Consider the following 23,688-nt stretch of genomic DNA (forward strand, 5'->3'; position numbering starts at 1 on the left):
ATCAAACTCTCCTAATTTATCTCCCTTAGGAGCTTTCGTCTCGCTCTTACTGTCCCCTTTCAAAGTCCATCTTCTCAGATGCCTTCAAAGGGACGCTCGCATTCACTCATTTGGCAATTGACTTGGTTCCTGCTTCCTGTTCCTCTCCTTACGAATCAAAACAAGAACTTAACCTTTGTCTCTACCTGATGTGAACGCATTCTTTGCTTCTTCTCCCCTGGACCCTTCAAACTTCAAGGCCAGGGTTCGTTGACGCACGTCATGCGCCCACACCTATGGTTACACCAGATTGTCAAAGAGCGTTTAAAGGCATACTTCCAATGCCGTGGCATCCACAATCCAACCTTGGGACACTCACTCGGAACCTTCTTTACAGTGATCTTCTCTCAAACTTGTTTTCAGAACATCACCTCCAGAGCCAGTAACTCTACCAAACCACACATCGACCGTCAACAGAAAAAACAAGCAAATCTTCTTTTTTTGAACTTTTTTGCTAACTCACTGATAAAAAAGAATATATTCGCGGACAAACTTCACCCCGAAAAACGCCAGAACCAAAAACAGATACCCCGAGACAATCCACTTCGCCCCCTTCATCCCACGCCATCCCCAGTAGTGCCGACCCACAAACAAAATCAACAAACTCAACCACGTCGCCCAGGTCAACACCACCTTGTGATTGAAAGCAAAGAACGTTCCATGATGCTCCCAGGAATAGACCCCCCCGGAAACAATCGACAGCGAAAGCAGCGCAAACCCCACGCGAACCATTTGATACAGCGTTGTTTCCAATCGATTCAACGCGGGCAGGATGTCGAACAGACGGCCCAGGTGTTTGCTCTTCAAGGCATGATCCTGAAAGGCGTCCATCAGCGCAAATATGGCCGCAATCGTCAAAATTCCGTAGGCCAAGAGCGACATCACCAGGTGGGCGATGAGCATCGGTTCCGTCACCGTCAGAATTTCGATGTTTCGCGACGCGGGCAGCACCCTGGACGCAAGAACCGACAGTGCAAGCATGGGCAATACCACAATCCCCGCCGCCGGCGCCTCCACCCCGGGCAGGCGGCAGCCCAGCAAATAGAGCATGGCCACCGCCAGGGATACAAATTCAAGCGATGTCTTCAAGTTGAAGGAGACCTCGCCATGATGGATCATGAGGGTACTGGACATCGCCGCCACATGGGTGAGAAAACCAAGAGCGACGAGCCACCACCCCATCCGCGAGGGGGCGCCATGGCCGCGGATCTGCCGGTAGGTGACAAGAATGGCCCCAACCCCATAGGCAATCGTGACCCATCCAATGACAAGGTGGTCCATCCATTCACTCATGGTCGCTCCTTCTTTCCGGGTTAAGGTGGCTTGGGACCTTTATTCCCTGGCTGCGGTTTCGATCTTACCCTTTTTTGTGGATTCACGCACATGAACCTTGATCATCCTTTGTCCATCGTCGTTGTCGCCGCCGGCAGTGGCCAGCGTTTTGGCGGACCCAGGCCGAAACAATATCTTGATCTGGCGGGCCATCCCATCCTGTTTCATACCTTGAAGGCCTTTCATGATCATCCGGCCATCGGCGCCATCCTCCCGGTGATCGCCCCGGACGGGGAGGCATTATGGCAACGCTGGCTCGGTCCTCTGCTCGCCCGATTGCCTCGGGTTCTTTCTCCGGTTCGCGGGGGGGCGACCAGACAGGAATCGGTCTGGCGGGGACTGGCCGCCCTTGCCCTTCCTGCCGACGCATGGGTGGCCATTCACGATGCGGCGCGTCCGTTTCCCGGAAAAAAACTCCTCGACCGTCTTCTGGAGGGGCGAAAGGATCATGTCGCCCTGATCCCTGCCCTTCCTGCCGCCGATACCGTCAAATCGGTCGATCCCGGCAGCAACATCATCCTGGAAACCCTCGATCGATCTCGGATATGGTTGGCGCAGACGCCGCAATTGTTTCACCATGGAACCATCCTCGACCTTCACGAACGCGCCCGCGCCGCCGGTTTTGTCGCCACCGACGATGCCTCGCTCGCTGAATGGGGAGGAATTGCCGTCCGCGTTGTCCCCGGGGACCACCGCAACATCAAAATCACCCACCCTTGGGACCTGGAGTTGGCCAATAAATGGCTGGAGGAGAATCAATCATGAAACTGCGGGTGGGTCAGGGACTGGATGTCCATCGCTGGGTCGAGGGACGGCCCTTGATGCTGGGAGGTATCCATGTTCCCCACGATCAGGGGTTGCTCGGCCATTCCGATGCCGACGTGTTGTTGCATGCCATCATCGATGCCCTCCTCGGGGGGGCGGGACTGGGTGACATCGGTCGCCATTTTCCCGATACCGATCCCCTCTACAAAGGAATCGACAGCAAGCGTCTTCTTGCTCATGTCTCCGAAATGATCCAATCGAACCATTGGACAGTCCTCAATGTCGATGCCACCGTCATCTGTCAACGTCCCAGGCTCGTCCCCTTCATGCCTCTGATGTCCCAAACCATCGCCGGTCTCCTCGGCATCGACAGCGACGTGGTCAACGTCAAGGCGACGACCACCGAAAAACTGGGCTTCACCGGACGCAACGAAGGGGTCGCGGCCCAGGCGGTCGTTCTTCTGATGGGGACGATGCCTATTCCATCCTGATGCCAACAAAAAAACGTCGCCGAGAACCCGACTTCGGGAACCAATTCCCCCCGCATCGTGTCCAAGATCAGGGGAAGACGAATAGGGTGTCCGCGTGTCTCGAACTTCCCCCACGAACGGCCCATGTCGTGGCCCGATCATGTCAACCCCATTCCCGTGCAATGGGGCATGACGACCAGACCACAGTCATCGTGCGACCGATACCAGCAAGGCCGGCCGCAATCCTTTCAAGGGAGGTTGCCATGTACCGAAAAACTTTGCTCGGCGTCCTGGATCGGGAAGATTGGCAGGCGCTCAAGGAAATCACCACGACGGTCAAGGTCAGGGAAGGCAAAATCCTGTTCGAGGAGGGAGAACCGGAAGGGTACATCTACTTTATCCGCAAGGGCTGCGTCTCACTGGGACACCTTTCCGACACCCATGAATGGGTCGATTTCGGGATCTATGGTGAAGTCGAAGTCCTCAAACAGATGGAGATGAAACAACTGGAAAACTCCGTTTGGCGCAACCGGATCGTCCTCAAACGGGGCGAAGTGGTCGGCGAACCCGTTGGAACATCGCTGCCCCATCATCACCTTTCGGCACGCTGCGATGCCGACTGCGAACTGCTGCAAATCGATACCGACAAAATGGAACAACTGCAAAAAAAACATCCACACCTTTTCAACAGCCTGAACATGTTCATGAAAGAACATCTTCAGGCCCTCGGCGCATGAAAGGAGGTGCGCCATGATCCGTGCCTACATGGTGTTCAGTGGTACAGGCCCCATCCTGGTTCTGACCCGGTCCGCCGACGGCATGCAATCGGAACGGGCAAAAACCTATTTTTCCGAGAAAGGGATCGATAAATACATCGCCATCGAGGTCTCGGCGGAACATGCCGAAAAAAAATACGGCACCCGTTTTCACACAACCGCCGCATGGTTGCAATCCGAAGAGGACATCCGGGTCCTGGATATCGAAGGACACCATGTCTTCTACAACTTTGAATACGAGGAGATGGGTGAACCGGTCTATGTCTAGGTCGGACAACACGACGGGAAGGGGTGATCCCTTCCCGTCGCCACGCCATCGTCGCGCTCAGAACAATTCACCGGTATAGCCCTTTCCGGCCACCGGAAGCGAAGCCCCGGTCCCGCCAAACACCGCCCCGGCGCGAAACCCGACCGGCAACATGCTGCCCCGGCTTCCCCGGTGTCCCCGCCAGGGTTCAAGCTCGTTCAAGAGCATGTTTTTCTTCCCCGAATCCAGCGTCACCCCCTGATCCGGGTCGAACGTGACGACATCCACCAACATCTCTTCCCGCGCCAGTTTCATGATCCGCACCCCCTTCCCCTTGGCCAACACGGGAAACTCGTCCAGAGTGCATACCAGCAGGGTACGACCACGACTGATGGCCGCCACCATCCCCCCCATCACCGGATGGACATGGAGCAGGACATCCGCCTCATCCTTATACGAAAGCACCTGTTTTCCGGCGCGAAAATTGGTCAGCAGATCCTTTCCAAGAATGCGAAACCCCTGTCCCAGGCGCGTCGCGACAAAATATTCCCGTTCCGCCTCCACCGCCATCCCCCAGACCACCCCATCCCCCGAATCCAGATCGAACAGCACCGACATCGGGTCGCCGAATCCCTTGCCATCGGCCAGACGGTAGGCCAACATCGAATAAACCTTGCCCGACCGCCCGAAAAAGGAAATCTGTTGGGTCGAAACAGCGGAAAAGGCGCGCAATAAATCATCCTCCGCCTTGAACCGGACCTTTTCCACCACCGACGGATCCTGGCCCTTGATGGACTTGACCCATCCCTTGCGCGACAGAATCACCGTGACCGGTTCCTTCTGCACCAGATCCTCCGGACGCAAGGTGATCTCCCTGGCGGCCTCTTCCAGGGTTGTCCGCCGGGGATCGGCGAAGGCCTTTCGGGTCCGGACCAGATCCTTGCGGACATCGCCCCACATTTTTTTTTCGTCGGCCAGCAATCCGCGCAACACGACCGCCCGTTCCTCCTTCTCGGCGATCTCCTTGCGAATGGCCATCTCTTCAAGCCTGCGCAGCGAACGCAGGCGCATGTTGAGAATCGCCTCGGCCTGCCCCTCGTCCAGCCCGAACCGGGCCATCAACGCCGGGGCCGGGTCATCGTGTTCCTTGATGATGGCGATCACCTCGTCAATATTGAGGTACACCACAAGATAACCGGCGAGAAGGTGCAGTCGTTGATCGATTTGCGCCAGTTCATGCCGGGCACGCCGGGTATGCACTTCGAACCGATGGAACAACCATGCCTGCAACAACGACTTCAAGTCCATCACCTCGGGCCGCATCTGCCGGGTGATGACGTTGAAATTGATGGTGACCCGGGTTTCCAGTTCGCTGTTCTTGAACAGATAGGCCATCACCATCTCGGGATCGAGACGGCTGCTGCGTGGCTCCAGAACGATCCGGATCGCTTCGTCGGACTCGTCGCGCACATCCACCAGAAAAGGGCATTTTCGTTCGGTGATCAGCAGGGCGATCCGTTCGATCAGCCGTGATTTCTGAACCTGATAGGGAATCTCGGTGACCACCACCTGCCACTGGCCATATTCAAGAGGCTCCTTGTGCCACCGCGCCCGAAGACGCAAACTGCCCCGACCCGTCTCATAGGCCTCGCGCCGCTCCTCCAGGTCCGAAACCAAAAGTCCACCCGTCGGAAAATCAGGCCCGGGAACCAGATTCAGAAGCGTCGCCACCGTGCATTCGGGATCGTCGATGAGGGCCATGCAGGCATCGAGGATTTCGCCGACATTGTGTGGCGGAATCGACGTGGACATCCCCACCGCGATCCCCGTGGAGCCATTGGCCAAAAGATTGGGAAAACGGGCGGGAAGGACCCGGGGTTCCGTCATGGAGCCATCATAGGTCTCGTTGAAGTCCACGGTATCCTGGTCGAGGTCCTCCAAAAGGGCCATCGCCACCCGGGTGAGCCGGGCTTCGGTATAGCGCATGGCGGCGGCACCATCGCCATCGATGTTGCCAAAGTTTCCCTGGCCATCCACCAAAGGATAGCGGGCGGCAAATTCCTGGGCCATCCGCACCATGGCGTCATAGGCCGCCTGATCGCCATGGGGATGATATTTGCCGATGACGTCACCCACCACCCGCGCCGACTTCTTCGGCGGCAGCGCCGGTTCAAGATGAAGCCCCCGCATCGCAAAAAGAATACGCCGGTGGACCGGCTTCAGGCCATCGCGGACATCGGGCAGGGAACGGCTGATGATCGTCGAAAGGGCGTAGGCAAGATAGCGGCTTTCCAGTTCCAACCGGATCGGCGCATCCTGGATTCGATCATCCGCGGCCATCAAACCGGCTCGGCCCCCGAGGACAGATTTCCCAACCTTCCCGCCATCCCATGTTTGGGAGGAAGGCCCGACTTCGACCGCAAGGTATCTTCCAACTCGTGCAGCAGGCCGGGATTTTCCTTGAGGTATTTCTTGGCGTTTTCCCGCCCCTGACCGATCCGTTCACTGTTGTGGGAATACCAGGCCCCTGACTTTTCGACAAGATTCTGCTCGACCGCCATGTCCAGGACCTCCCCTTCCAGAGAAATTCCCTCGCCATAGTTAATGTCGAATTCGACGCTGCAAAACGGCGGCGCCATCTTGTTCTTGACCACCTTGACCTTGGTGCGACTGCCGACCACCTGGTCACGATCCTTGATCGAGTTGACACGCCGGATGTCCAGACGGACCGAGGCATAAAATTTAAGGGCATTGCCGCCCGTGGTTGTTTCGGGCGAACCGAACGACACACCGATCTTCATCCGGATCTGGTTGATGAACAGCACAATGGCCCGCGACCGGGAAATCGAGCCGGTCAATTTGCGCAACGCCTGCGACATGAGACGGGCCTGAAGTCCCATGTGGGCATCACCCATTTCCCCTTCCAGTTCCGCCTTCGGCGTCAACGCCGCCACCGAATCGACCACCACCAGATCGACCGCCCCCGATCGAATCAGCATATCGACGATTTCCAGCGCCTGTTCCCCGGTATCGGGCTGGGAAATCAGGAGTTCATCGACATTGACCCCAAGTTTCCGGGCATATCCCGGATCCAGGGCATGTTCCGCATCGACATAGGCCGCCACCCCCCCCTGACGCTGCACCTCCGCCGCCACATGCAAAGCCAGAGTCGTCTTTCCCGACGCCTCCGGGCCGAAAACCTCGCACACCCGACCGCGGGGCAGCCCGCCAATCCCAAGGGCAAGGTCCACACTCAACGAACCGGTGGAGACGGTCGCGACATCGGGAACCACCTGGTCCCCCATACGCATGATCGAGCCTTTGCCGTATTGTCGTTCAATCTGCGCCAAGGCCGCTTCCAATGCCTTGGCCTTCTGTGGATCAATGGACATCGAAAAGCTCCTCCTGTTTCAACCCTGGTCCGTAATGCCGCCGCGTTCGGGCAATCAATCCCATTCCCGCACCGGGATCCCTCATCCCATCCATCCCCGATGCCCAACCACATTATCAGATTTCGCCAAATAGACAATGGCCCCGTCTCCCTCCTCCAAGGGTTGCATTCGTCTCTTTAAAAATTGACCTTGAATTGAGAATAATTCTTATATGCCTTTCCCAGGAGGCGAACACGCTTGTCCAGGGAGAAAATGCCATCTCATTTCCACTCGCTCATTGCATCGAAAAGCACTATCTTCGCATTATGAACAGTGCGCACCAGAAGGATACCCATGAACATCGTCGATGATATTCGGCCACTGACGGAATTCAAGCGCGATACCGCGCAATTCGTTGCCCATCTCCGGGAGACGGGTCGGCCCGCCGTGTTGACGGTGAACGGCAAACCTGCGCTGGTGGTCATGGATGCCGCGGCCTGGCAGGAGGCACAGGATCAAATCGAGTATGCACGCACCGTGACTGCCATTCGCCAGGGACTGATTCAAGCCCGTGCCGGACAGGGCACGGAAGCGGCACTTTTTTTCGAGTCTCTTGGCGTCAAGGAACCATGAAGCGTTACCGCGTGGTCATCACTCCCAACGCGGCGGACAACCTCCACAAAGCCCATGAGTGGTTCAAGACGGAAAATCCACGTCATGTCCGACATGGCCGACGGGATCATTGGCAAAAGTAGTCAGGTCGTTCCCCCGCACAAAGATCCGATCCCGATTGCCGCCATCCATCCGATCACGCTACCATGTCCCATCTTAAGGCCCCGGATCCTCCGGGAGCGCCATCACTCCACGCGGCGCCCGAATTGCGCGACCACGATCGCCGCATCGACTCAAGTACCAAGGAAATCTTCCCATGGAAATCTCCGAACTTCTCGCCTTCAGCGTCAAGAACAAGGCCTCCGACCTGCATCTTTCCGCCGGAATGCCACCCCTTATCCGGGTCGATGGCGACATCCGCCGCATCAATGTCCCCCCCCTGGAACACAAGGAGGTTCACGACCTGGTCTATGACATCATGAACGACAAGCAACGCAAGGCCTACGAAGAAACCCTGGAGGCCGATTTTTCCTTCGAGGTCCCCAAGCTGGCCCGATTCCGCGTCAACGCCTTCAATCAAAATCGCGGCGCCGCCGCCGTGTTCCGTACCATCCCCTCCGAAATCCTCAGCCTCGAACAACTCAACTGCCCCGCCATTTTCAAGGAATTCGCCGAAACCCCCCGCGGCATCGTCCTCGTCACCGGTCCCACCGGCTCGGGTAAATCCACCACCCTGGCCGCCATCATCGATTACAAGAACAAAAACGAATACGGTCATATCCTCACCATGGAAGACCCCATCGAATTTGTCCATCAATCCCAGAAATGCCTCATCAACCAACGCGAGGTCCATCGCGATACCCACAGTTTCGCCAACGCCCTCCGTTCCGCTCTGCGCGAAGACCCCGATGTCATCATGGTCGGCGAAATGCGCGACCTGGAAACCATCCGCCTCGCCCTCTCCGCCGCCGAAACAGGACACCTGGTGTTCGGCACCCTGCACACAACCTCCGCCGCCAAAACCATCGACCGCATCGTCGATGTCTTTCCCGCCGCGGAAAAAGACATGATCCGCACCATGCTCTCCGAATCCCTCCGGGCGGTCATCTCGCAAACCTTGCTCAAGAAAAAAGGGGGCGGACGGGTCGCGGCCCACGAAATACTCGTCGGAACCCACGCCATCCGCAATCTGATCCGCGAAAACAAGGTCGCCCAGATGTATTCCTCCATCCAGACGGGTCGGAACTTTGGCATGCAAACTTTGGAACAATGCTTGCAAGAACTCGTGGACAAAAAATTGATCACCAAGGAGGCGGCCAGGGAAAAGGCCAATGTCAAGGACTCCTTCAAATAGATCAACATCCAGAACGTTGCGACGCGCGGGGAAAGCCTCATGAAGAAATTTCTGCCACCCACATCCATGGCCTGTCTTGTCCTGGCCACAAGCCTTGGCGGCTGTCTGGCGCCACCACCGCCACCTGCGCCGGTCCCGGTCATGCCCGTGGCGGGACTTCCGGGGGCGCCGATCATGACGGAACTCCTGCCGCCGAAAATCGATGCCGAAATCGATCTGATCCGCATGAGCCATGCCGTCACCGATGCCCTGGTCGCCGAACTGCGCAAGAATCATCCCTCCTTTCACCGCCGCAAACCGATCCTTGTCGCCAGTTTCGTCGATCGCAACAGCCTGGATTCCAGTTCGGAACTCGGATTGCTGATTTCCGACCATGTCTCCTCGCGGTTCACCCAGCAGGGCTTCCGCATCATCGAGCCCAAGCTGCGGGAAAATCTGGCCATCCGCAAGGACAAGGGTGATTTCATCCTGTCACGCGACGTGGAAAAACTGGCCCAGGAAAACAAGGCCTATGCCGTCGTTGTCGGAACCTATACCGAAACACGCGATCTCCTTGATTTCACCGCCAAGCTCATCCAGATCGTCGATCGTCAAGTCCTGGCCTCGGTCGATGCCAAGATACCCCTGGGAACCACCACCCGCGATCTGTTGTTGAATACCGGCGGTGGCACCCCCATGTCCATTGTGGAACGTTGACGCAAGGGGAGTGGACCTTCATGTTGCGTTTCCTGTTGACCTTTCCTCTGCTCGGCTTCGGACTCTTGACGGGGGGCTGTCTGCATGACACCGAGTCCTATCCCCTGGTGTCGCAACCCTTGACCCTCTATCAGGCCCCCGACCTGAAAATGACCGTCTACATGGCCGCCGATTCCATGATCAACGCCGTCCACGAAAAGATGCACAAGCGGGCCGCCATTCTTCCCGCCAGTTTCGTCGATGAACAGAACATGGACCAGACCACCCCTCTGGGGCGACTGCTGTCGCGACAGATGTCGGCACGGTTCACCCAGGCGGGGTATCGGATCCTCGAAGTCAAACTTAGGGATAACCTGTTGTTGCAAAAAGGAAAAGGACAATTTCTCCTTTCCGACGAGGTTGCCAAGATTCGCGACACCCACGAAGCCCACGTTGTCCTGGCCGGCAGTTATTCCGTCGCCAAGAATCGGGTCTTCGCCAATGCGCAACTGATCCGGATCGGCGATGGCGTCATCCTTGCCGCGGAAGATTTCAGCATGCCCCTGACTCCCGATCTGCGCCGGCTCCTCCAGGTTTCGCAGTTCTGATCGTTTGATGCAGACCTCTTTGGCCACATTTTTCCCTGCCATTCCCTTGTCACGCCCGGGAGGAGGTTCTCCCCCCGGGTCCTTTTCACACCCACGCCCCCTTTTACACCGTGATTGATCACCAGTATCCTAAGGTCGTCGGTTCACCTGCCCACACACGCGCCATGAAACCGACACCCCATGCGTCATCATTGCCGCGCCCTAAGTCCGCAATCAATGATCCACGTCTCAAGAAAAAATATTGAAGAAGAAAAGGGGTCTGTGGGATTGCCCCAAGATTTTGACTTTAAACAAAATCAAAAACTGAGGAATGAAGCTTTTTATTTAAGTTCAACAACAAAATCAAAACCCTGGGGGCAATCCCCCAGACCCCTTTTTTTTTCAATAATCCAGAACCGGGGAAGCATCATGTTCATCTTGATCTTGAGGAGACGGGTTCATGGAACGCGATCAAGCCATTAAATTCATGTTGGACGCCTTGAAGGCGATGAAGTCCCAGGGAGGATCGGATCTGTTCATCACGGCAGGCTTTCCCCCCGCATGCAAACTCGATGGCATCCTGACCCCCCTGACCAAACAACCCCTGGAAGCCAGGGATTCCAACATCCTGGTCCGCGCCATCATGAATGATCGCCAGATCAAGGAATTCGACGCCACCCGGGAATGCAATTTTGCCATCGCCCCCCCAGGCATTGGCCGTTTCCGTGTCAACGCCTTCGTCCAACAGGGACTGGCAGGCATGGTCCTGCGCACCATCACCACCGACATTCCCGATTTTCAACAACTGGGTCTGCCTCCCATACTCAAGGAAGTCATCATGGCCAAGACCGGGCTGGTCCTGGTCGTCGGCGGCACCGGATCGGGTAAATCAACCACCCTGGCGGCCATGATCGGCCTGCGCAACAAGGAAACCCATGGCCACATCATCACCATCGAAGATCCCATCGAATACGTTCATCCGCATATCAACTGCATCATCACCCAGCGCGAAGTCGGCGTCGATACCGACTCCTGGCATGCCGCCCTGAAAAACACCCTGCGCCAAGCCCCCAACGTCATTCTGATCGGCGAAATACGCGACCAGGAAACCATGGAACACGCCATCAACTTTGCCGAAACCGGACACCTCGCCCTGTCCACCCTGCATGCCAACAACGCCAATCAGGCCCTGGATCGCATCATCAACATGTTCCCCTCCGAAAAACGGCAGCAGCTCCTCATGGATCTGTCGCTGAACATTCGCGCCATCATCTCGCAACGATTGTTGCGCAAAAAATCCGGGGGACGGGTCGCCGCCATCGAAATCATGCTCAACTCACCGCTCATTTCCGATCTGATTTTCAAGGGAGAGGTCGTCGGCATCAAGGAAATCATGTCCCGATCCAACGAACTGGGGATGAAAACCTTCGACCAGGCGCTGTTCGATCTGCATGAAACAGATCAGATCAGCTATGAAGATGCCCTTCGTTCCGCCGATTCCGCCAACGAACTCAGACTCCGGATCAAACTCGAAGGAAAAGCATCAAAGAATAAAAGTCATGATTCCGGACTCGAAGGTCTTTCCCTCGTCGATAAAGAGGGCGAACACTGATTCGGTCCATCAGCCAATCAGGAATCCAAAGCCATGGACATCACTCCCCATCTGCACCTGATGATACAAAAAAAAGGTTCCGATCTTTTTTTCACCCCCGGAACCACCGTCAAAATGAAACTTGACGGCCAACTGGCCGCCATCGGCAAGGAAATTCTGACCCCCGAGGTTGTCACCGCTGCGGTCATGGGAATCATGACCGACGAGCAAAAAAAGATATTCGCCGAAAATCTGGAGGTCGATTTTGCCATCGCATTGGACGACAAAGGGCGTTTCCGGGTCAATGCCTTTCGCCAGAAGGGTCATCCCGCCATGGTGTTGCGCCTGATCTCCGCCGAGGTCCCCAACATCGATGCGTTGCATGTTCCCGAGATTCTCAAGGAACTGATCATGCACAAGCGGGGTCTGCTCCTCATGGTCGGGGGGACCGGCTCGGGAAAGTCCACAACCCTGGCCGCCATGCTCGACCATCGCAACGCCAATGCCGGCGGCCATATCCTGACCATCGAGGACCCCGTCGAATATGTCCACCCCCACAAACGTTCCATCGTCAACCAGCGCGAACTGGGTCCCGACACCCGATCCTATGCCAATGCCCTGAAAAGCAGCCTGCGCGAGGCTCCCGACGTCATCCTCATCGGGGAAATTCGTACCCGGGAAACCATGGAGGCGGCCCTCGAACTCGCCGGAACCGGGCATCTGGCCATTTCCACCCTGCACGCCAACAATGCCTATCAGGCCTTGACCCGGATCATCAACATGTTTCCCCAGAGTCACCACAAACAATTATTCATGGATCTTTCCCTGTACCTGCGGGCGATCCTGTCGCAACGACTGATCCGCTCCAGGGATGGCAAACGGCGCGCCGCCGTCGAGGTCATGGTCAATACCCCCCTGATCGCCGAAAACATTCTCAAAGGCGATATCGAAGCGGTCAAAGAGGCCCTGGAAACAGGATCGGAAAAGGGAATGCAATCCTTCGATGCCGCCCTTCTCCAGCTTTATCGCGACGAAATCGTCACCCTGGAAGAGGCCCTGGCCAACGCCGATTCCAAAGCCAACCTTGAAGCCCGGCTGCATTTTGGATGATCCTTCATGGAAAAACTTCCAACCGATCCAATGTATCGGAAAATCGATCCACCATAGTCAATGGAAGACGGCCTGCAGGGAATCGGCTTTGAAAATCTTCCGTGCCCAGACGTTGATGTCGTCCAATTTTGCCGATTCCACATGTTTTTGAACAGATTCCGGAATCAGGCCAAAACGCTCTTGGAGCAGTTCGAGCAGCATTTCAGCCTTGCCGTCATGACGGCCTTTCTCTTCGCCCTTCCGCATTCCAATTCGTTCCACGCTTGTGATATAAGGCATCTTTTGGTTCTCCTCGAAGTTGGATAAATTGACCCAGAATTGGTTGTCCAACTCTTCTGGCAGGTTCAGCACCCAATCATCATCGCCGACCTGTTCCGCAGCCGAACCATCTTGCAGATGGGAATCCTGGTTTTGCGACACCAACTGGCGGTCCTTCAGGGGAATCAACCTCGTCGCTCGATGGATTTGATCTCCATGAGCGACAGGTCTTTATACAGGATTCCAAAGCCAACCGAAGCCCGGCTGCATTTTGGATGATCCTTCATGGAAGAACTTCCAACCGATCCAATGTATCGGGAAATCGGTCCACCATCATGATCAATGCCGCTGCGGTTGGTGGTGGTTTCGTTCTGCCCTGCTCCCAATTCTTCAAGGTCGCTTCCGAAATGCGAAGCCTTCTGGCAAAAACCCCTTGCGACATTTGTCCACGCACCTTGACAATGAAAGCTGGCTCCACCTCCACCGGTGGTTTGGGTGCCACACGGTAGTGCTTCAGGGTCACCTTGCCTTTCTGAAACTCGTTAATATCGTTAATACCGTCAACCAGTTCATCGAACAGTTTGCGCCTGACCATGGGTCCATCCCCTCACAAGCTGATTCAAAGCCTTGATTTCATCTTTGGTGAGGTCTTCAACATCACCTTTCCAGTACAAGGTAAGCAGGTAAATCTCGCATTTGGCCACGTGGTGGAAATAAATGATCCGAAGTCCACCACGTTTGCCAGTGCTGTGTTCTTTCGATTGCCACCTGACTTTCCTGATACCACCACTCCCTGGGATTTTATCCCAAAATTTCGGGTTTTTTATCAACTCCTGCTGCAATTCAGAAAACAAACTGTCCGTTAAATATTTTGGTAAATGGCGTGTAAATACACGAGTTTCTATAAATTCTACAATACCTCCTTTATTGAAATCAGCAAATCCGTCAAATGGACCTGGAAAATGAAATCTTTAAAAATGTACACTAACAACGTATTTGTTATATGGATCTTCATCACGGACCATCAACTAAGAATGAACAGCGATTTCAAAGCTGGAAGAACTGTCATGATAACGATCAAGGCCAACATCCAAGTGAAATTACATTACATTCAAACCCTCATGCCAAGGAGCAGGTTGCCATCCAGATTGTCACCCTCCCGACGAAACGATTGGCCGTGACGGCATAATCGCTCAACTACCGTGCATCCAGCGCCCGCCGCGCCGCATCGGCCAGGAATCCGGAGCGGCTCATCCCCAGATCCTTGGCCGCATGGTCAATCCGCATGACCAGATTTTCCGCCATGGAAAGGTTGATGCGAATCCAACGCGCCGGAATTTCCACCCGAACCAGAAAACGGGTGATTTCCGGTTCGTCGTCCGGTTCCGGCTCAGGCAACACCTCATTCAACCGATCCAACGGGGTTGGATCCGGCAATGGATCTTCATCACGGACCATCAACTCGATATGACCGGTCAATGCCTCTTCAGCATGCATGGCCGCATCATGAATGGAGTCACCATGAGTGGTGCATCCAGGGAGGTCTGGAAAAACTACGCCGTATCCATCTCCCCCACGGTACATCACTGCTGCGTAGTGTCTTATTTCCATTCATTTTTCTCCTTATCGAATCTTCTGGATCGCTTGCTTCTCGATGGATTTGATCTCCATGAGCGACAGATCTTTTACAGGATGCCGAACCGTCACCTTACCCGGCAAAGTCGGGTGCTTGAAATGGTGATGATCGCCACGGACCGAATCGAGCAGCCAACCCGCCTTGTTCAAGACTTCGATCACTTCCCTGCTGCTCATGCTCTTCCCCATCGCCATCCACTCCCGTTGACCACTGTTTTACGTATACGATGCGCAATATAAGATCCATCGTCAAGAGGATTTTCAAGCGTTATCTACTCAAGAAACCTTGTATCTATTGACAGGAACAACCTCATACCAAAAAAAAACCGGATCCCATCCTGGCGACGGGATCCGGGTCGATTCAACAAAGCGGATGCGACGCGGATTTACATATCCATGTCACCCATGCCACCGCCCGGAGGAGCCGGAGGGACCGCCTTCTTGGGAAGTTCCGCCACCATCGCCTCGGTGGTGATCATCAGGCCGGCGACGGACGAGGCCGACTGAATGGCGGTCCGGACCACCTTGGTGGGATCGATGACCCCACGGGCGACCAGATCGGTATATTCATCCGCCTGGGCATCGTAGCCGAAATGGCTGTTGGCCGATTCCAGGATCTTGTTGACCACCACCGAACCTTCCTGGCCGGCGTTTTCGGCGATGATCCGGGTCGGCTCTTCGAGGGCGCGCCGGACGATGCGTACTCCGGCCATTTTGTCCTCCCCGTCCAACTTCAAATTCTTCAGAGCGACCGAACACCGCAACAGGGCGACACCCCCCCCCGGAACGATCCCCTCTTCCACCGCGGCCCGGGTGGCATGGAGGGCATCGTCCACCAGGTCCTTGCGCTCCTTCACCTCGACCTCGGTCGCGCCACCCACATTGATGACCGCCACCCCACCCGCCAACTTGGCCAGGCGTTCCTGGAGCTTTTCGCGATCATAATCGGAAGTGGTCTCCTCGATCTGGGCACGAATCTGGTTGACCCGGGCCTTGATCTGATCGGGCTGGCCACCGCCACTGACGATGGTCGTCTCCTCCTTGGCGATGCGCACCGATTTGGCCCGGCCAAGCATGGACACATTGACGTTTTCCAGCTTGATCCCAAGATCCTCCGACACCACCGTGCCACCGGTCAGGATCGCGATGTCCTCCAGCATCGCCTTGCGCCGATCACCAAAACCGGGAGCCTTGACCGCGGACACCTTCAAACCGCCGCGCAGTTTGTTGACCACCAGGGTGGCCAGGGCATCGCCCTCGACATCCTCGGCGATGATGAGCAGCGGCTTGCCCGATTGCACCACGCTTTCCAGCACCGGCAACAACTGTTGCAGGCTGCTCACCTTCTTTTCCACCAACAGCAGATAGGGATCGTCGAGTTCGCACAACATCTTGTCGGCGTTGGTGACGAAATAGGGGGAAAGGTAGCCGCGATCGAACTGCATCCCTTCAACCACTTCCAGCGAGGTTTCCATCACCTTGGCTTCCTCGACGGTGATCACCCCTTCCTTGCCCACCTTGTCCATCGCCTCGGCGATCATCCGGCCCACGTTGGCATCGCCATTGGCCGAAACCGTCCCCACCTGGGCGATTTCCTCCGATTTGGTCACCTCGCGGGAAAGTTTTTTCAATTCGGCGACCACCGCCTCGGCGGCGGCATCGATCCCGCGACGCAAATCCATCGGATTCATTCCCGCCGCAACCGACTTCATCCCCTCGCGGGCAATCGCCTGGGCCAGTACCGTCGCGGTCGTGGTCCCGTCGCCGGCGGCGTCCGCCGTCTTGGAGGCCACCTCCTTGACCATCTGCGCCCCCATGTTTTCGAACTTGTTCTCCAGTTCGATCTCCTTGGCGACACTGACGCCATCCTTGGTCACCCTGGGGGCGCCCCAGGATTTGTCCAGGACCGCGTAGCGCCCCTTCGGTCCCAGGGTCACCTTGACGGCGTTGGCCAGGGTGTTGAGCCCCTTGATCAGAGATGCGCGGGCATCCCCGCCAAATTTTACCTCCTTGGCTGCCATTGTTCCGATTCTCCCATGCAATGTGTCACTGTCGTTTCATGAACCGTCGCGTACAAAAGCGCACGGCGATCAACCAATGATGCCCAGCACGTCCGATTCGCGCAGAATCAGGTACTCGTCGCCATCCATCTTGACTTCGGTACCACCATACTTGCCAAACAGGATCCGATCCCCCACCTTGACATCCATCGGACGAACCCGCCCCTCGTCATCCACCGCCCCCTTGCCAGCGGCGATCACCTCTCCCTGAATCGGCTTCTCCTTGGCGGTATCGGGAATGATGATCCCGCTCGCCGTCTTCTGTTCCTCTTCCACCCGCTTCACCAACAGACGATCATGCAAAGGGCGAAACTTTGTTTTCATGACGCATTTTCTCCTTCCCAAAGCCTTCTGACATTCAAACCGTCCCTGGACCATACCGGTCACATTCATTCTGGTTCCGGAGCATACGGTCCAATCGATCACCTTCGCCCCATGCGACACCATGTCGCACACGGCCATCATACGCAAAAGAATAGTTGATACCCTGTTTTCCCGCCGTTGTCACACATCTTTCGTCCAGGGCCAGGCGATCGACGACATCGCCAACCGCAGCCAAGACAGGCGAATAAATAGGAAGTCCCACGCCCTTTTCAAGGGGGACGCTCATTTTTTTTCCCGTCTCCCGCCGCATCCTCAGCGAAAAAGAGGCAACGTCGCCATCGCTGCCAACAACAGAAAAAAAATACCGGAGACCCGGTTCACCGTCCGGAGCGAAACGCGACGCAACAGTTTCTGTCCAACGACCACCGCCAACAAGACCGATCCCCCCTCCCCCATCGTCGCCCCGATCCATACCGGTAGCGCCGGCGCCATCGCCGCCAGTCCCGCCGCGGCAATCTGGGTCTTGTCCCCAAGTTCCGCCAGGAACACCATCAGGAAGGCCATGAGAAAAATTCCCCGGCCACCGGTTGCCGTCGGCATCCCCGCCCCCTCCTCCGCCCCGGCACCGCGCAGCGCCTGAATACCAAAAAAGGCGAAAAGAACCGCCACTCCCATGGTCAACCAATCCTCCGGAACCAGTCGGGTCAGCGCCGCGCCAAAAACCACCGCCAGGGCATTGAGCACTCCAAATGCGGCCATGGCCCCCAAAGATACCCAACCCCCATGAAAACGAGACGCCAGGGTCATGCACACCAGTTGGGTCTTGTCTCCAAGTTCGGCCAGAAACACGATCAGAAAGGACGTACCGACCGTTGATGTCCATCCGGCCAGCGCCTCCATCGATGGGCCAGTCGCCATTTGTTCCATATCCACCTCCATGATCAAAACCACTGTCGATTGTATTAATGGTACAAATTTTGCTTGATTCTAAACAAGAATCATGGACAAGAATCATCAACAGGGAATGTCGCCATGATCCACAATGCAAACACCCTTCCTCCCCCAGCCACCGCCGGAACCCCGCGCCGCGACATTCCGGCAGCATCGCAAAAAAGGATGATGGCCAGGAATGAACGCACCGGGTGAACCTTCAATCGCGATACTCCTCGCCTTCGGCGCCTCCTGGGCGTGGCTGGGTCTCCTTCGCCCCCTGGCCCCAGCGATGGGATTGCTGGATCGTCCGGGCGGTCGCAAACAACATTCCCACCCGACCCCCATGGTCGGCGGCATCGCCATGTTCCTGTCCTTCTGGCCAGGGGTATTCCTCCTCGACCTCCCGCCAACCCCGATCCAACGCCTGTTCCTCGTCACCCTGCTCGTCATCGTCATCGGCGCCTGGGATGATGCCCGGAAACTGCGCGTCCGCCATCGCATCGCCGCGGAACTGGTGACGGGACTCCTCCTTTGCGCCGGTGGCGGCGTCACCGTCGTCACCCTGGGCAACCTGCTCGGTCTGGGAACCCTCGACCTGGGCATCCTCGCCGTCCCCTTTTCGGTCGTCTGTTTCATCGGCGTCATCAACGCCGTCAACATGGCCGATGGCATCGATGGTCTGGCGGCGGGAACCTGTCTCGTCTCCACCATCATCATGCTCACGTTGTCCTGGTGGCGCCACCGCTTCGCCGAAGCCTGGATCCTGGCCCTCCTCGTCGCCGCCCTGATCCCCTTCTTCTGTCTCAACGCCCGCCTGTTCACCAACAAAGCCCTCGTGTTCCTCGGAGATGCGGGCAGCCTGTTTTTGGGAACGACCATGGCCTTCTTCACCATGACCCTCTCCCAGGGAGAAAACCCCGCCTTCAAACCGGTCGTCGCCCTCTGGCTGATCGCGGTGCCGCTGATCGACATGTTCGCCTCCTTCCTGAGACGCCTCCTGGCCGGTCGTTCGCCATTCTCTCCCGACCGGCATCATGCCCACCATCTTCTGCGGCAACTGAAATTCAGTGAAAAAAGCGCCACCGGAATCCTCATGGCAACAACCTTCACCCTCGCCATCCTCGGAGTCGTCCTGGAACACCTCGGCGTCCCGGAAGTACTGATGTTTCTGTCGCTGCTGCTGTTGTACGCCCTCTATTGCGCGTTCACCATCCACTTTTGGCAACGCCATGTCTGAACACCGCATCCTTCACCCGCTTCCCGGATCGATTCCCCCCCGGCGGGCCATCCCCGGAATCCTCCTGCTCCTGTCATCGATCCTCGGTCCCGCGCGGCAAGGATTCGCCGATGAACCGCGTGGCATTCCCGTGGGCATCTTCAGGACCAAACCCAAGGTGACCCTGTCAAGCACCTGGGAAGACAACATCTACAAATCGGAAAACAATCCAACCCATGACTTCATCACCGGCATCGAACCCGAAATCACCCTGGTCACCCACTGGCGCAAGGACCGCTACCAGATTTCCTGGAAGGGAAAACATCAGGATTACCTGAACCATAACCGCGAAGATCGCACCGATCATACCCTCGCCGCCACGGCGGAATGGTCGCCAAACCGCAAAACGGTCCTCAACGTCGAATATCAGTTCAAGGATTCCCATGACGAACGCGGCGCCCCCGGTACCGGTACGGTCAATCCCGCCACCCCGCCCAACGAATGGTTCGAAAACATACTCTCCGCTTCCGCCCAGTGGACCTCGGGACGCTTCAGGACGGTGCTCGATCTGGAACGGGGCTTCAAGGATTCGCAAAACAACGGTCAATCCCTTCAGGACCGCTATTGGGATGCCGTCGATCTGACCCTCATGTTTGCCCTCGCCCCAAAAACAAAACTGTTGGTGGAAACCGGATTGAAGGACATCACCTACGACACCAATCCGCAAAACAACAGCCTCGAAAGCCGCATCCTCGCCGGCGTCACCTGGTCCGCCACCGCCAAAACCGAGGGGGGCTTCAAAATCGGCGCCATGCACAAGGAAATGGACGACGAAAACAAACCCGATGGCAATGGCATCACCTTGTCCAGCGATGTCACCTGGAAACCCCTCTCCCGCTCCATGGTCCACCTCCTGGCCAAACGCGGGTTTGACGAGGGAGAAACAGGCGCGGAACATTTCATCGCCACCGATTTCAAACTCGACGCCAGCCATGATATTCGTCCAAAAATAAAACTCAAGGGAGACATGGGCTTCAACAATTCCGACTATGCCGGATCGAAGGACGAAGACTTGTGGACCGCAGGCATCGGTCTTGACTATAAATTACCCAAGTGGTTTTTCGTCAGTGGACGCATCGGCCACAGCAGCAAAAACTCGACCGAGGCGGATGCCGATTACGACAGCGATCTGTTGACGATCGCCCTGACCGGATCCCTGTGATGAAATTCCATGGTCGCCGCACTCCGCACGGTTAGATGGACGCTCCGATCCGGCCCGCGATTGCTGCTGTTGGCGTTGGCGAAACTGGCCCTTGTGTGGTGTTTCGTCCAGTTGGCGGTGATGGCGGGGCCGGAAAACCTGGAAGAGAGCGATTACCGCCTGGGGGCCGGAGATGTCATTCAGATTACCGTCAACGATGAACCCGACCTGACCCTTCAGTCCAAGATTTCGCTCAATGGCAAAATTTCCTTTTCCTTCCTCGGCGAAATCCATGTCTCGGGACTGACCGTCAAGGAATTGGAGGAACTCCTGCGGGCCAAACTTCTGGACGGCTACCTATTGAAGCCGGTCGTTTTCGTCTCGATCGTCGAACACCGGATCTACTTTGTCAACGGCGAGGTGGACAAGGCGGGCGGCTACCCCTTCAAGCCCGGTCTGACCGTCCGCAAAGCGGTCGTTCTGGCCGGGGGGTTCACCGAGCGGGCCGACCGCGACCGGATTGTCGTCATCCGCGGCAACGACCCGTTATACAAGGAACGGCCCATCGGCATGGACGACCGGATCTATCCCGGGGATATTCTGACCATTCAGGAAAGTTTCTGGTAGGAATCGATCATGGACGCGGTGTCAGACATGGGGGACAACCTTCCGGTGATGGAAACCGGCACGGTCCGCAACCAGCGCCGCATGCTTCCGGCACTGTCGGAGGAGGATCGCGACCAGGTCGTCCCCCTGCGCCAATACTGGTTGATCGTCCGCAAGCGCAAATGGCAGATCCTGATGGTCGTGTTTCTGATCTTGATGCCAACGGCGGTTCATGTCTCCTCGCTGGTGCCCCAATACCGTTCCGCGACATCATTGCTCATCGAAAAACAGACGACCAAACTGGTGTCCCTGTCCCTGGGCGACCTTCTGGGGACCGATACCGGCGGCAAGGAATACATGCAAACCCAGTTGGAACTGCTCAAAAGCCGCAATCTGGTCGAGGAGGTGATCCGCAAGGAACGCCTGGACCTGGCCGCCGAATTCAATCCCAAACCCAAAAAAGGACGCAGCGGATGGAATGCCCATGATTGGATTCCAAAAAATTTGCGCGATTATCTCCCCGCCGAAGCCAAAATCCAACCCACGCCCCAATTGGGCAACCTTCAGGAAGCCAACCAGTTCGACAATCTGGTCACCGCGGTAACCAGTCGCATCGGTGTCGCGCTGGTCACCAACAGCCAACTCGTCATCGTCAGTTTCGTGGCGGAAGACCCGGAACTTGCCGCCCGTGGCGCCAATGCGGTGGCGCAAACCTACATCGATCAGCAACTGGAAGCCAAACTCCAGGTGACGCAACATGCCGCCAACTGGCTCATGAAACGGCTGGAAGGATTGCGCGCCGCCCTGGAAGAATCGGAAAAAAACCTCCAGACCTATCGCGAGGAAACAGGTCTGGTGGGTACCGAAGACAAGGAAAACATGGTGTCGCAGCAATTGGACGCCATCAACGTCCAGTGGGTCCGGGTGCAGACAAAAAAGAGCGAAACAAAAGCCCGATATGTCAAATTGCAGGAAATGCTCAAGGAATTCGGCAACAACCTCATCGACATGCCCGTCGATGACAGTCCACTGCTCGTCAGCCTCAAGGAGGAAAAACACAAGGCGGAACTGAAAGTCAGTGAATATTCGGAACGCTACGGCCCCAAACATCCCAAAATGATCCGCGCCCAGAACGAACTGACTGCCATCACCGAAAAAATCACCGACGAGGTCAAACGATCCATCGAACGGATGAACCAGGAATACAACGTCGTCGATGCCCAGGAACGGCAACTGGCACTGCAATTGGACAAACAAAAACAATCGGTCCAGGAATACCAGCAAAAAGCCTTCAAACTCGGCAAACTGGAACGCGAAACCGAGGCCAACCGCCAGCTCTACGACCTGTTTCTCAAACGTTTCAAGGAGGCCGGGGTCATCGAGGGAATGGAAGGGGCCAACGCCCGCATCGTCGATTCGGCCAGACCCCCCCAGTCAAGTTTCAAACCCAACAAAGGCAGAACCATGATGCTGGCCGGTCTGGTCGGATTGGCCATCGGGCTGTTGTTGGCGTTCACCCTCGAATACATGGATCGGAGCATCAAGACCCCCGAACAACTGGAAACCGCCTCGGGATTGCCCATCTTCGCCATCCTCCCATTGTTGCGCCTCAACAAGAAAGACAACATCGCCCCCGAGGAAATGGTGGCGGAACAACCCAAATCAACCTACGCCGAAGCGGTCCGCGGCATTCGTACCGGCATTCTTTTTGCGGACATCGACCATACCAATCAGGTGATCATGATCACCTCCGCCGTTCCGGAAGAGGGAAAGACAACCGTTTCGGTCAATCTGGCCCAGGCCTTCTACCAGGCGGGAGACCGGGTCCTCCTCGTCGAGGCGGACCTGCGCCGTCCCCGGCTGGGCAAGGTCTTCAAGGGCCAATCCACCCAGGGAGTCACGGGATTGCTGGCACAACACGGTTCCATCGGACACCAGGATCCCTTTTCCCTTCATCCGGAAAGGGGCAGCCAATCCACTCGTTCCACGCTCGATCGGGATCGAATTCGAAACGAAATCATCCAATCCATCCATGGACTGCACGTCCTCCTCGCCGGACCGATCCCCCCCTTCCCCAGCGAAATCCTCGCCTCCCAACGCTGGATGGACATGCTGGAACTGCTGCGACAAGATTATGATCGGATCATCATCGACGCCCCGCCAACCCTGATGGTCACCGATTCGCAAATCCTCGGCGCCCGCGCCGATGGCGCCATCCTGGTGGTCCATTCCTCCAAGACAACACTGGAAATGGCCCTGGCGGCCCTCAAACAACTGTATCAGTCCCATGTGCCGATGATGGGATGTGTGTTGAACCATGTCGATATGAAAAAATTGATGTATTACAGCGGCGGCTATGGATACGGTTACGGCTATGGATACGGTTACGGCTACAAACGCGGTTATTACGGCGAGGCGGAACCATCGGTTCCGGTAAACGGGTGACACGGTTGGCCGACGCATCTTCCCCCTTCAAGACCCCATTACCTGCAGCCGACGATCGCCTCCGGTCATCGGACGAAGCGC

The 23,688-nt window shown here is 56.6% G+C and carries 25 protein-coding genes; 15 read left to right on the plus strand and 10 right to left on the minus strand.

Annotated features, from left to right (window positions below; all coding sequences use genetic code 11):
- Positions 1–498: 498 nt before the first annotated feature.
- Entirely contained in the window at positions 499–1,332 is an 834-nt protein-coding gene (ccsA, locus tag HQL76_10685; protein ID MBF0109631.1) for a cytochrome c biogenesis protein CcsA, read from the minus strand.
- 90 nt (positions 1,333–1,422) lie between these two features.
- Between ccsA and ispD the strand changes: the two genes are divergently transcribed.
- The 4 genes from ispD to HQL76_10705 all read left to right on the plus strand — a co-directional run bounded on the left by ispD (position 1,423) and on the right by HQL76_10705 (position 3,650).
- Positions 1,423–2,136 (plus strand): 2-C-methyl-D-erythritol 4-phosphate cytidylyltransferase, encoded by a 714-nt coding sequence (gene ispD / locus HQL76_10690; protein ID MBF0109632.1) that lies wholly within the window; start codon positions 1,423–1,425, stop codon positions 2,134–2,136.
- Positions 2,133–2,627 carry a 2-C-methyl-D-erythritol 2,4-cyclodiphosphate synthase gene (locus tag HQL76_10695; GenBank protein ID MBF0109633.1) on the plus strand — a complete coding sequence of 165 codons (495 nt, stop codon included), beginning with the start codon at positions 2,133–2,135 and terminating at the stop codon, positions 2,625–2,627. The genes ispD and HQL76_10695 overlap by 4 nt, the downstream gene beginning before the upstream one ends.
- 242 nt (positions 2,628–2,869) lie before the next feature.
- Positions 2,870–3,343 carry a cyclic nucleotide-binding domain-containing protein gene (locus tag HQL76_10700; protein ID MBF0109634.1) on the plus strand — a complete coding sequence of 158 codons (474 nt, stop codon included), beginning with the start codon at positions 2,870–2,872 and terminating at the stop codon, positions 3,341–3,343.
- Positions 3,344–3,356: 13 nt separating this feature from the next.
- Positions 3,357–3,650 (plus strand): hypothetical protein, encoded by a 294-nt coding sequence (locus HQL76_10705; protein MBF0109635.1) that lies wholly within the window; start codon positions 3,357–3,359, stop codon positions 3,648–3,650.
- Positions 3,651–3,707: 57 nt separating this feature from the next.
- Here HQL76_10705 and parC read toward each other — a convergent pair whose 3' ends face one another.
- Positions 3,708–5,969, minus strand: coding sequence for a DNA topoisomerase IV subunit A (parC, locus tag HQL76_10710; protein MBF0109636.1), 2,262 nt, complete (start codon positions 5,967–5,969; stop codon positions 3,708–3,710).
- Positions 5,969–7,021 carry a recombinase RecA gene (gene recA, locus HQL76_10715; GenBank protein MBF0109637.1) on the minus strand — a complete coding sequence of 351 codons (1,053 nt, stop codon included), beginning with the start codon at positions 7,019–7,021 and terminating at the stop codon, positions 5,969–5,971. The genes parC and recA overlap by 1 nt, the downstream gene beginning before the upstream one ends.
- 333 nt (positions 7,022–7,354) lie before the next feature.
- On the opposite strand from recA, the gene HQL76_10720 reads away from it, so the two are divergent.
- The 6 genes from HQL76_10720 (at position 7,355) to HQL76_10745 (ending at position 12,929) form a co-directional block, all read left to right on the plus strand.
- Complete coding sequence (locus HQL76_10720; GenBank protein MBF0109638.1) at positions 7,355–7,633, plus strand: type II toxin-antitoxin system Phd/YefM family antitoxin; 279 nt, start codon at positions 7,355–7,357, stop codon at positions 7,631–7,633.
- Positions 7,634–7,928: 295 nt separating this feature from the next.
- Positions 7,929–8,966, plus strand: coding sequence for a type IV pilus twitching motility protein PilT (locus tag HQL76_10725; GenBank protein ID MBF0109639.1), 1,038 nt, complete (start codon positions 7,929–7,931; stop codon positions 8,964–8,966).
- A gap of 39 nt (positions 8,967–9,005) precedes the next feature.
- Positions 9,006–9,662: a hypothetical protein gene (locus HQL76_10730; protein MBF0109640.1), complete on the plus strand. Its 657-nt coding sequence runs from the start codon at positions 9,006–9,008 to the stop codon at positions 9,660–9,662.
- A gap of 20 nt (positions 9,663–9,682) precedes the next feature.
- Positions 9,683–10,249, plus strand: coding sequence for a hypothetical protein (locus tag HQL76_10735; GenBank protein MBF0109641.1), 567 nt, complete (start codon positions 9,683–9,685; stop codon positions 10,247–10,249).
- Between the two features lie 439 nt (positions 10,250–10,688).
- A complete protein-coding gene (locus HQL76_10740; protein ID MBF0109642.1) occupies positions 10,689–11,840 on the plus strand; it encodes a PilT/PilU family type 4a pilus ATPase in 1,152 nt (383 codons plus the stop codon).
- Between the two features lie 33 nt (positions 11,841–11,873).
- Positions 11,874–12,929 carry a PilT/PilU family type 4a pilus ATPase gene (locus tag HQL76_10745; GenBank protein MBF0109643.1) on the plus strand — a complete coding sequence of 352 codons (1,056 nt, stop codon included), beginning with the start codon at positions 11,874–11,876 and terminating at the stop codon, positions 12,927–12,929.
- A 57-nt stretch (positions 12,930–12,986) separates the two neighbouring features.
- On the opposite strand, the gene HQL76_10750 is transcribed toward HQL76_10745, so the two are convergent.
- Together HQL76_10750 and HQL76_10755 are read right to left on the minus strand one after the other, a co-directional pair.
- Complete coding sequence (locus tag HQL76_10750; GenBank protein ID MBF0109644.1) at positions 12,987–13,376, minus strand: hypothetical protein; 390 nt, start codon at positions 13,374–13,376, stop codon at positions 12,987–12,989.
- 94 nt (positions 13,377–13,470) lie between these two features.
- Positions 13,471–13,782 carry a helix-turn-helix domain-containing protein gene (locus HQL76_10755; protein ID MBF0109645.1) on the minus strand — a complete coding sequence of 104 codons (312 nt, stop codon included), beginning with the start codon at positions 13,780–13,782 and terminating at the stop codon, positions 13,471–13,473.
- On the opposite strand from HQL76_10755, the gene HQL76_10760 reads away from it, so the two are divergent.
- Complete coding sequence (locus HQL76_10760; GenBank protein MBF0109646.1) at positions 13,781–14,053, plus strand: hypothetical protein; 273 nt, start codon at positions 13,781–13,783, stop codon at positions 14,051–14,053. The two genes, HQL76_10755 and HQL76_10760, sit on opposite strands and share 2 nt — an antisense overlap.
- A gap of 331 nt (positions 14,054–14,384) precedes the next feature.
- On the opposite strand, the gene HQL76_10765 is transcribed toward HQL76_10760, so the two are convergent.
- From HQL76_10765 to HQL76_10785, 5 genes are all read right to left on the minus strand, one after another.
- Positions 14,385–14,798 carry a type II toxin-antitoxin system HicB family antitoxin gene (locus HQL76_10765; GenBank protein ID MBF0109647.1) on the minus strand — a complete coding sequence of 138 codons (414 nt, stop codon included), beginning with the start codon at positions 14,796–14,798 and terminating at the stop codon, positions 14,385–14,387.
- Between the two features lie 12 nt (positions 14,799–14,810).
- Positions 14,811–14,999 (minus strand): type II toxin-antitoxin system HicA family toxin, encoded by a 189-nt coding sequence (locus HQL76_10770; protein MBF0109648.1) that lies wholly within the window; start codon positions 14,997–14,999, stop codon positions 14,811–14,813.
- A 209-nt stretch (positions 15,000–15,208) separates the two neighbouring features.
- Positions 15,209–16,843 (minus strand): chaperonin GroEL, encoded by a 1,635-nt coding sequence (gene groL, locus HQL76_10775; protein MBF0109649.1) that lies wholly within the window; start codon positions 16,841–16,843, stop codon positions 15,209–15,211.
- 69 nt (positions 16,844–16,912) lie between these two features.
- Positions 16,913–17,206: a co-chaperone GroES gene (groES, locus tag HQL76_10780; protein MBF0109650.1), complete on the minus strand. Its 294-nt coding sequence runs from the start codon at positions 17,204–17,206 to the stop codon at positions 16,913–16,915.
- A gap of 312 nt (positions 17,207–17,518) precedes the next feature.
- Positions 17,519–18,106 (minus strand): TMEM165/GDT1 family protein, encoded by a 588-nt coding sequence (locus HQL76_10785; protein MBF0109651.1) that lies wholly within the window; start codon positions 18,104–18,106, stop codon positions 17,519–17,521.
- A 229-nt stretch (positions 18,107–18,335) separates the two neighbouring features.
- Between HQL76_10785 and HQL76_10790 the strand changes: the two genes are divergently transcribed.
- The 4 genes from HQL76_10790 to HQL76_10805 are packed head-to-tail and all read left to right on the plus strand — an operon-like array spanning position 18,336 to position 23,607.
- A complete protein-coding gene (locus tag HQL76_10790) occupies positions 18,336–19,376 on the plus strand; it encodes an undecaprenyl/decaprenyl-phosphate alpha-N-acetylglucosaminyl 1-phosphate transferase (GenBank protein ID MBF0109652.1) in 1,041 nt (346 codons plus the stop codon).
- Complete coding sequence (locus HQL76_10795; protein ID MBF0109653.1) at positions 19,369–20,577, plus strand: outer membrane beta-barrel protein; 1,209 nt, start codon at positions 19,369–19,371, stop codon at positions 20,575–20,577. Before HQL76_10790 ends, HQL76_10795 begins: the two co-directional genes overlap by 8 nt.
- 9 nt (positions 20,578–20,586) lie before the next feature.
- Positions 20,587–21,183: a polysaccharide export protein gene (locus HQL76_10800; protein MBF0109654.1), complete on the plus strand. Its 597-nt coding sequence runs from the start codon at positions 20,587–20,589 to the stop codon at positions 21,181–21,183.
- A gap of 9 nt (positions 21,184–21,192) precedes the next feature.
- Positions 21,193–23,607 carry a polysaccharide biosynthesis tyrosine autokinase gene (locus HQL76_10805; protein ID MBF0109655.1) on the plus strand — a complete coding sequence of 805 codons (2,415 nt, stop codon included), beginning with the start codon at positions 21,193–21,195 and terminating at the stop codon, positions 23,605–23,607.
- The last annotated feature ends 81 nt before the right edge of the window (positions 23,608–23,688 follow it).

It is taken from the genome of Magnetococcales bacterium (assembly GCA_015228815.1).
In the GTDB taxonomy this organism is placed as follows: Bacteria; Pseudomonadota; Magnetococcia; order Magnetococcales; family UBA8363; genus UBA8363.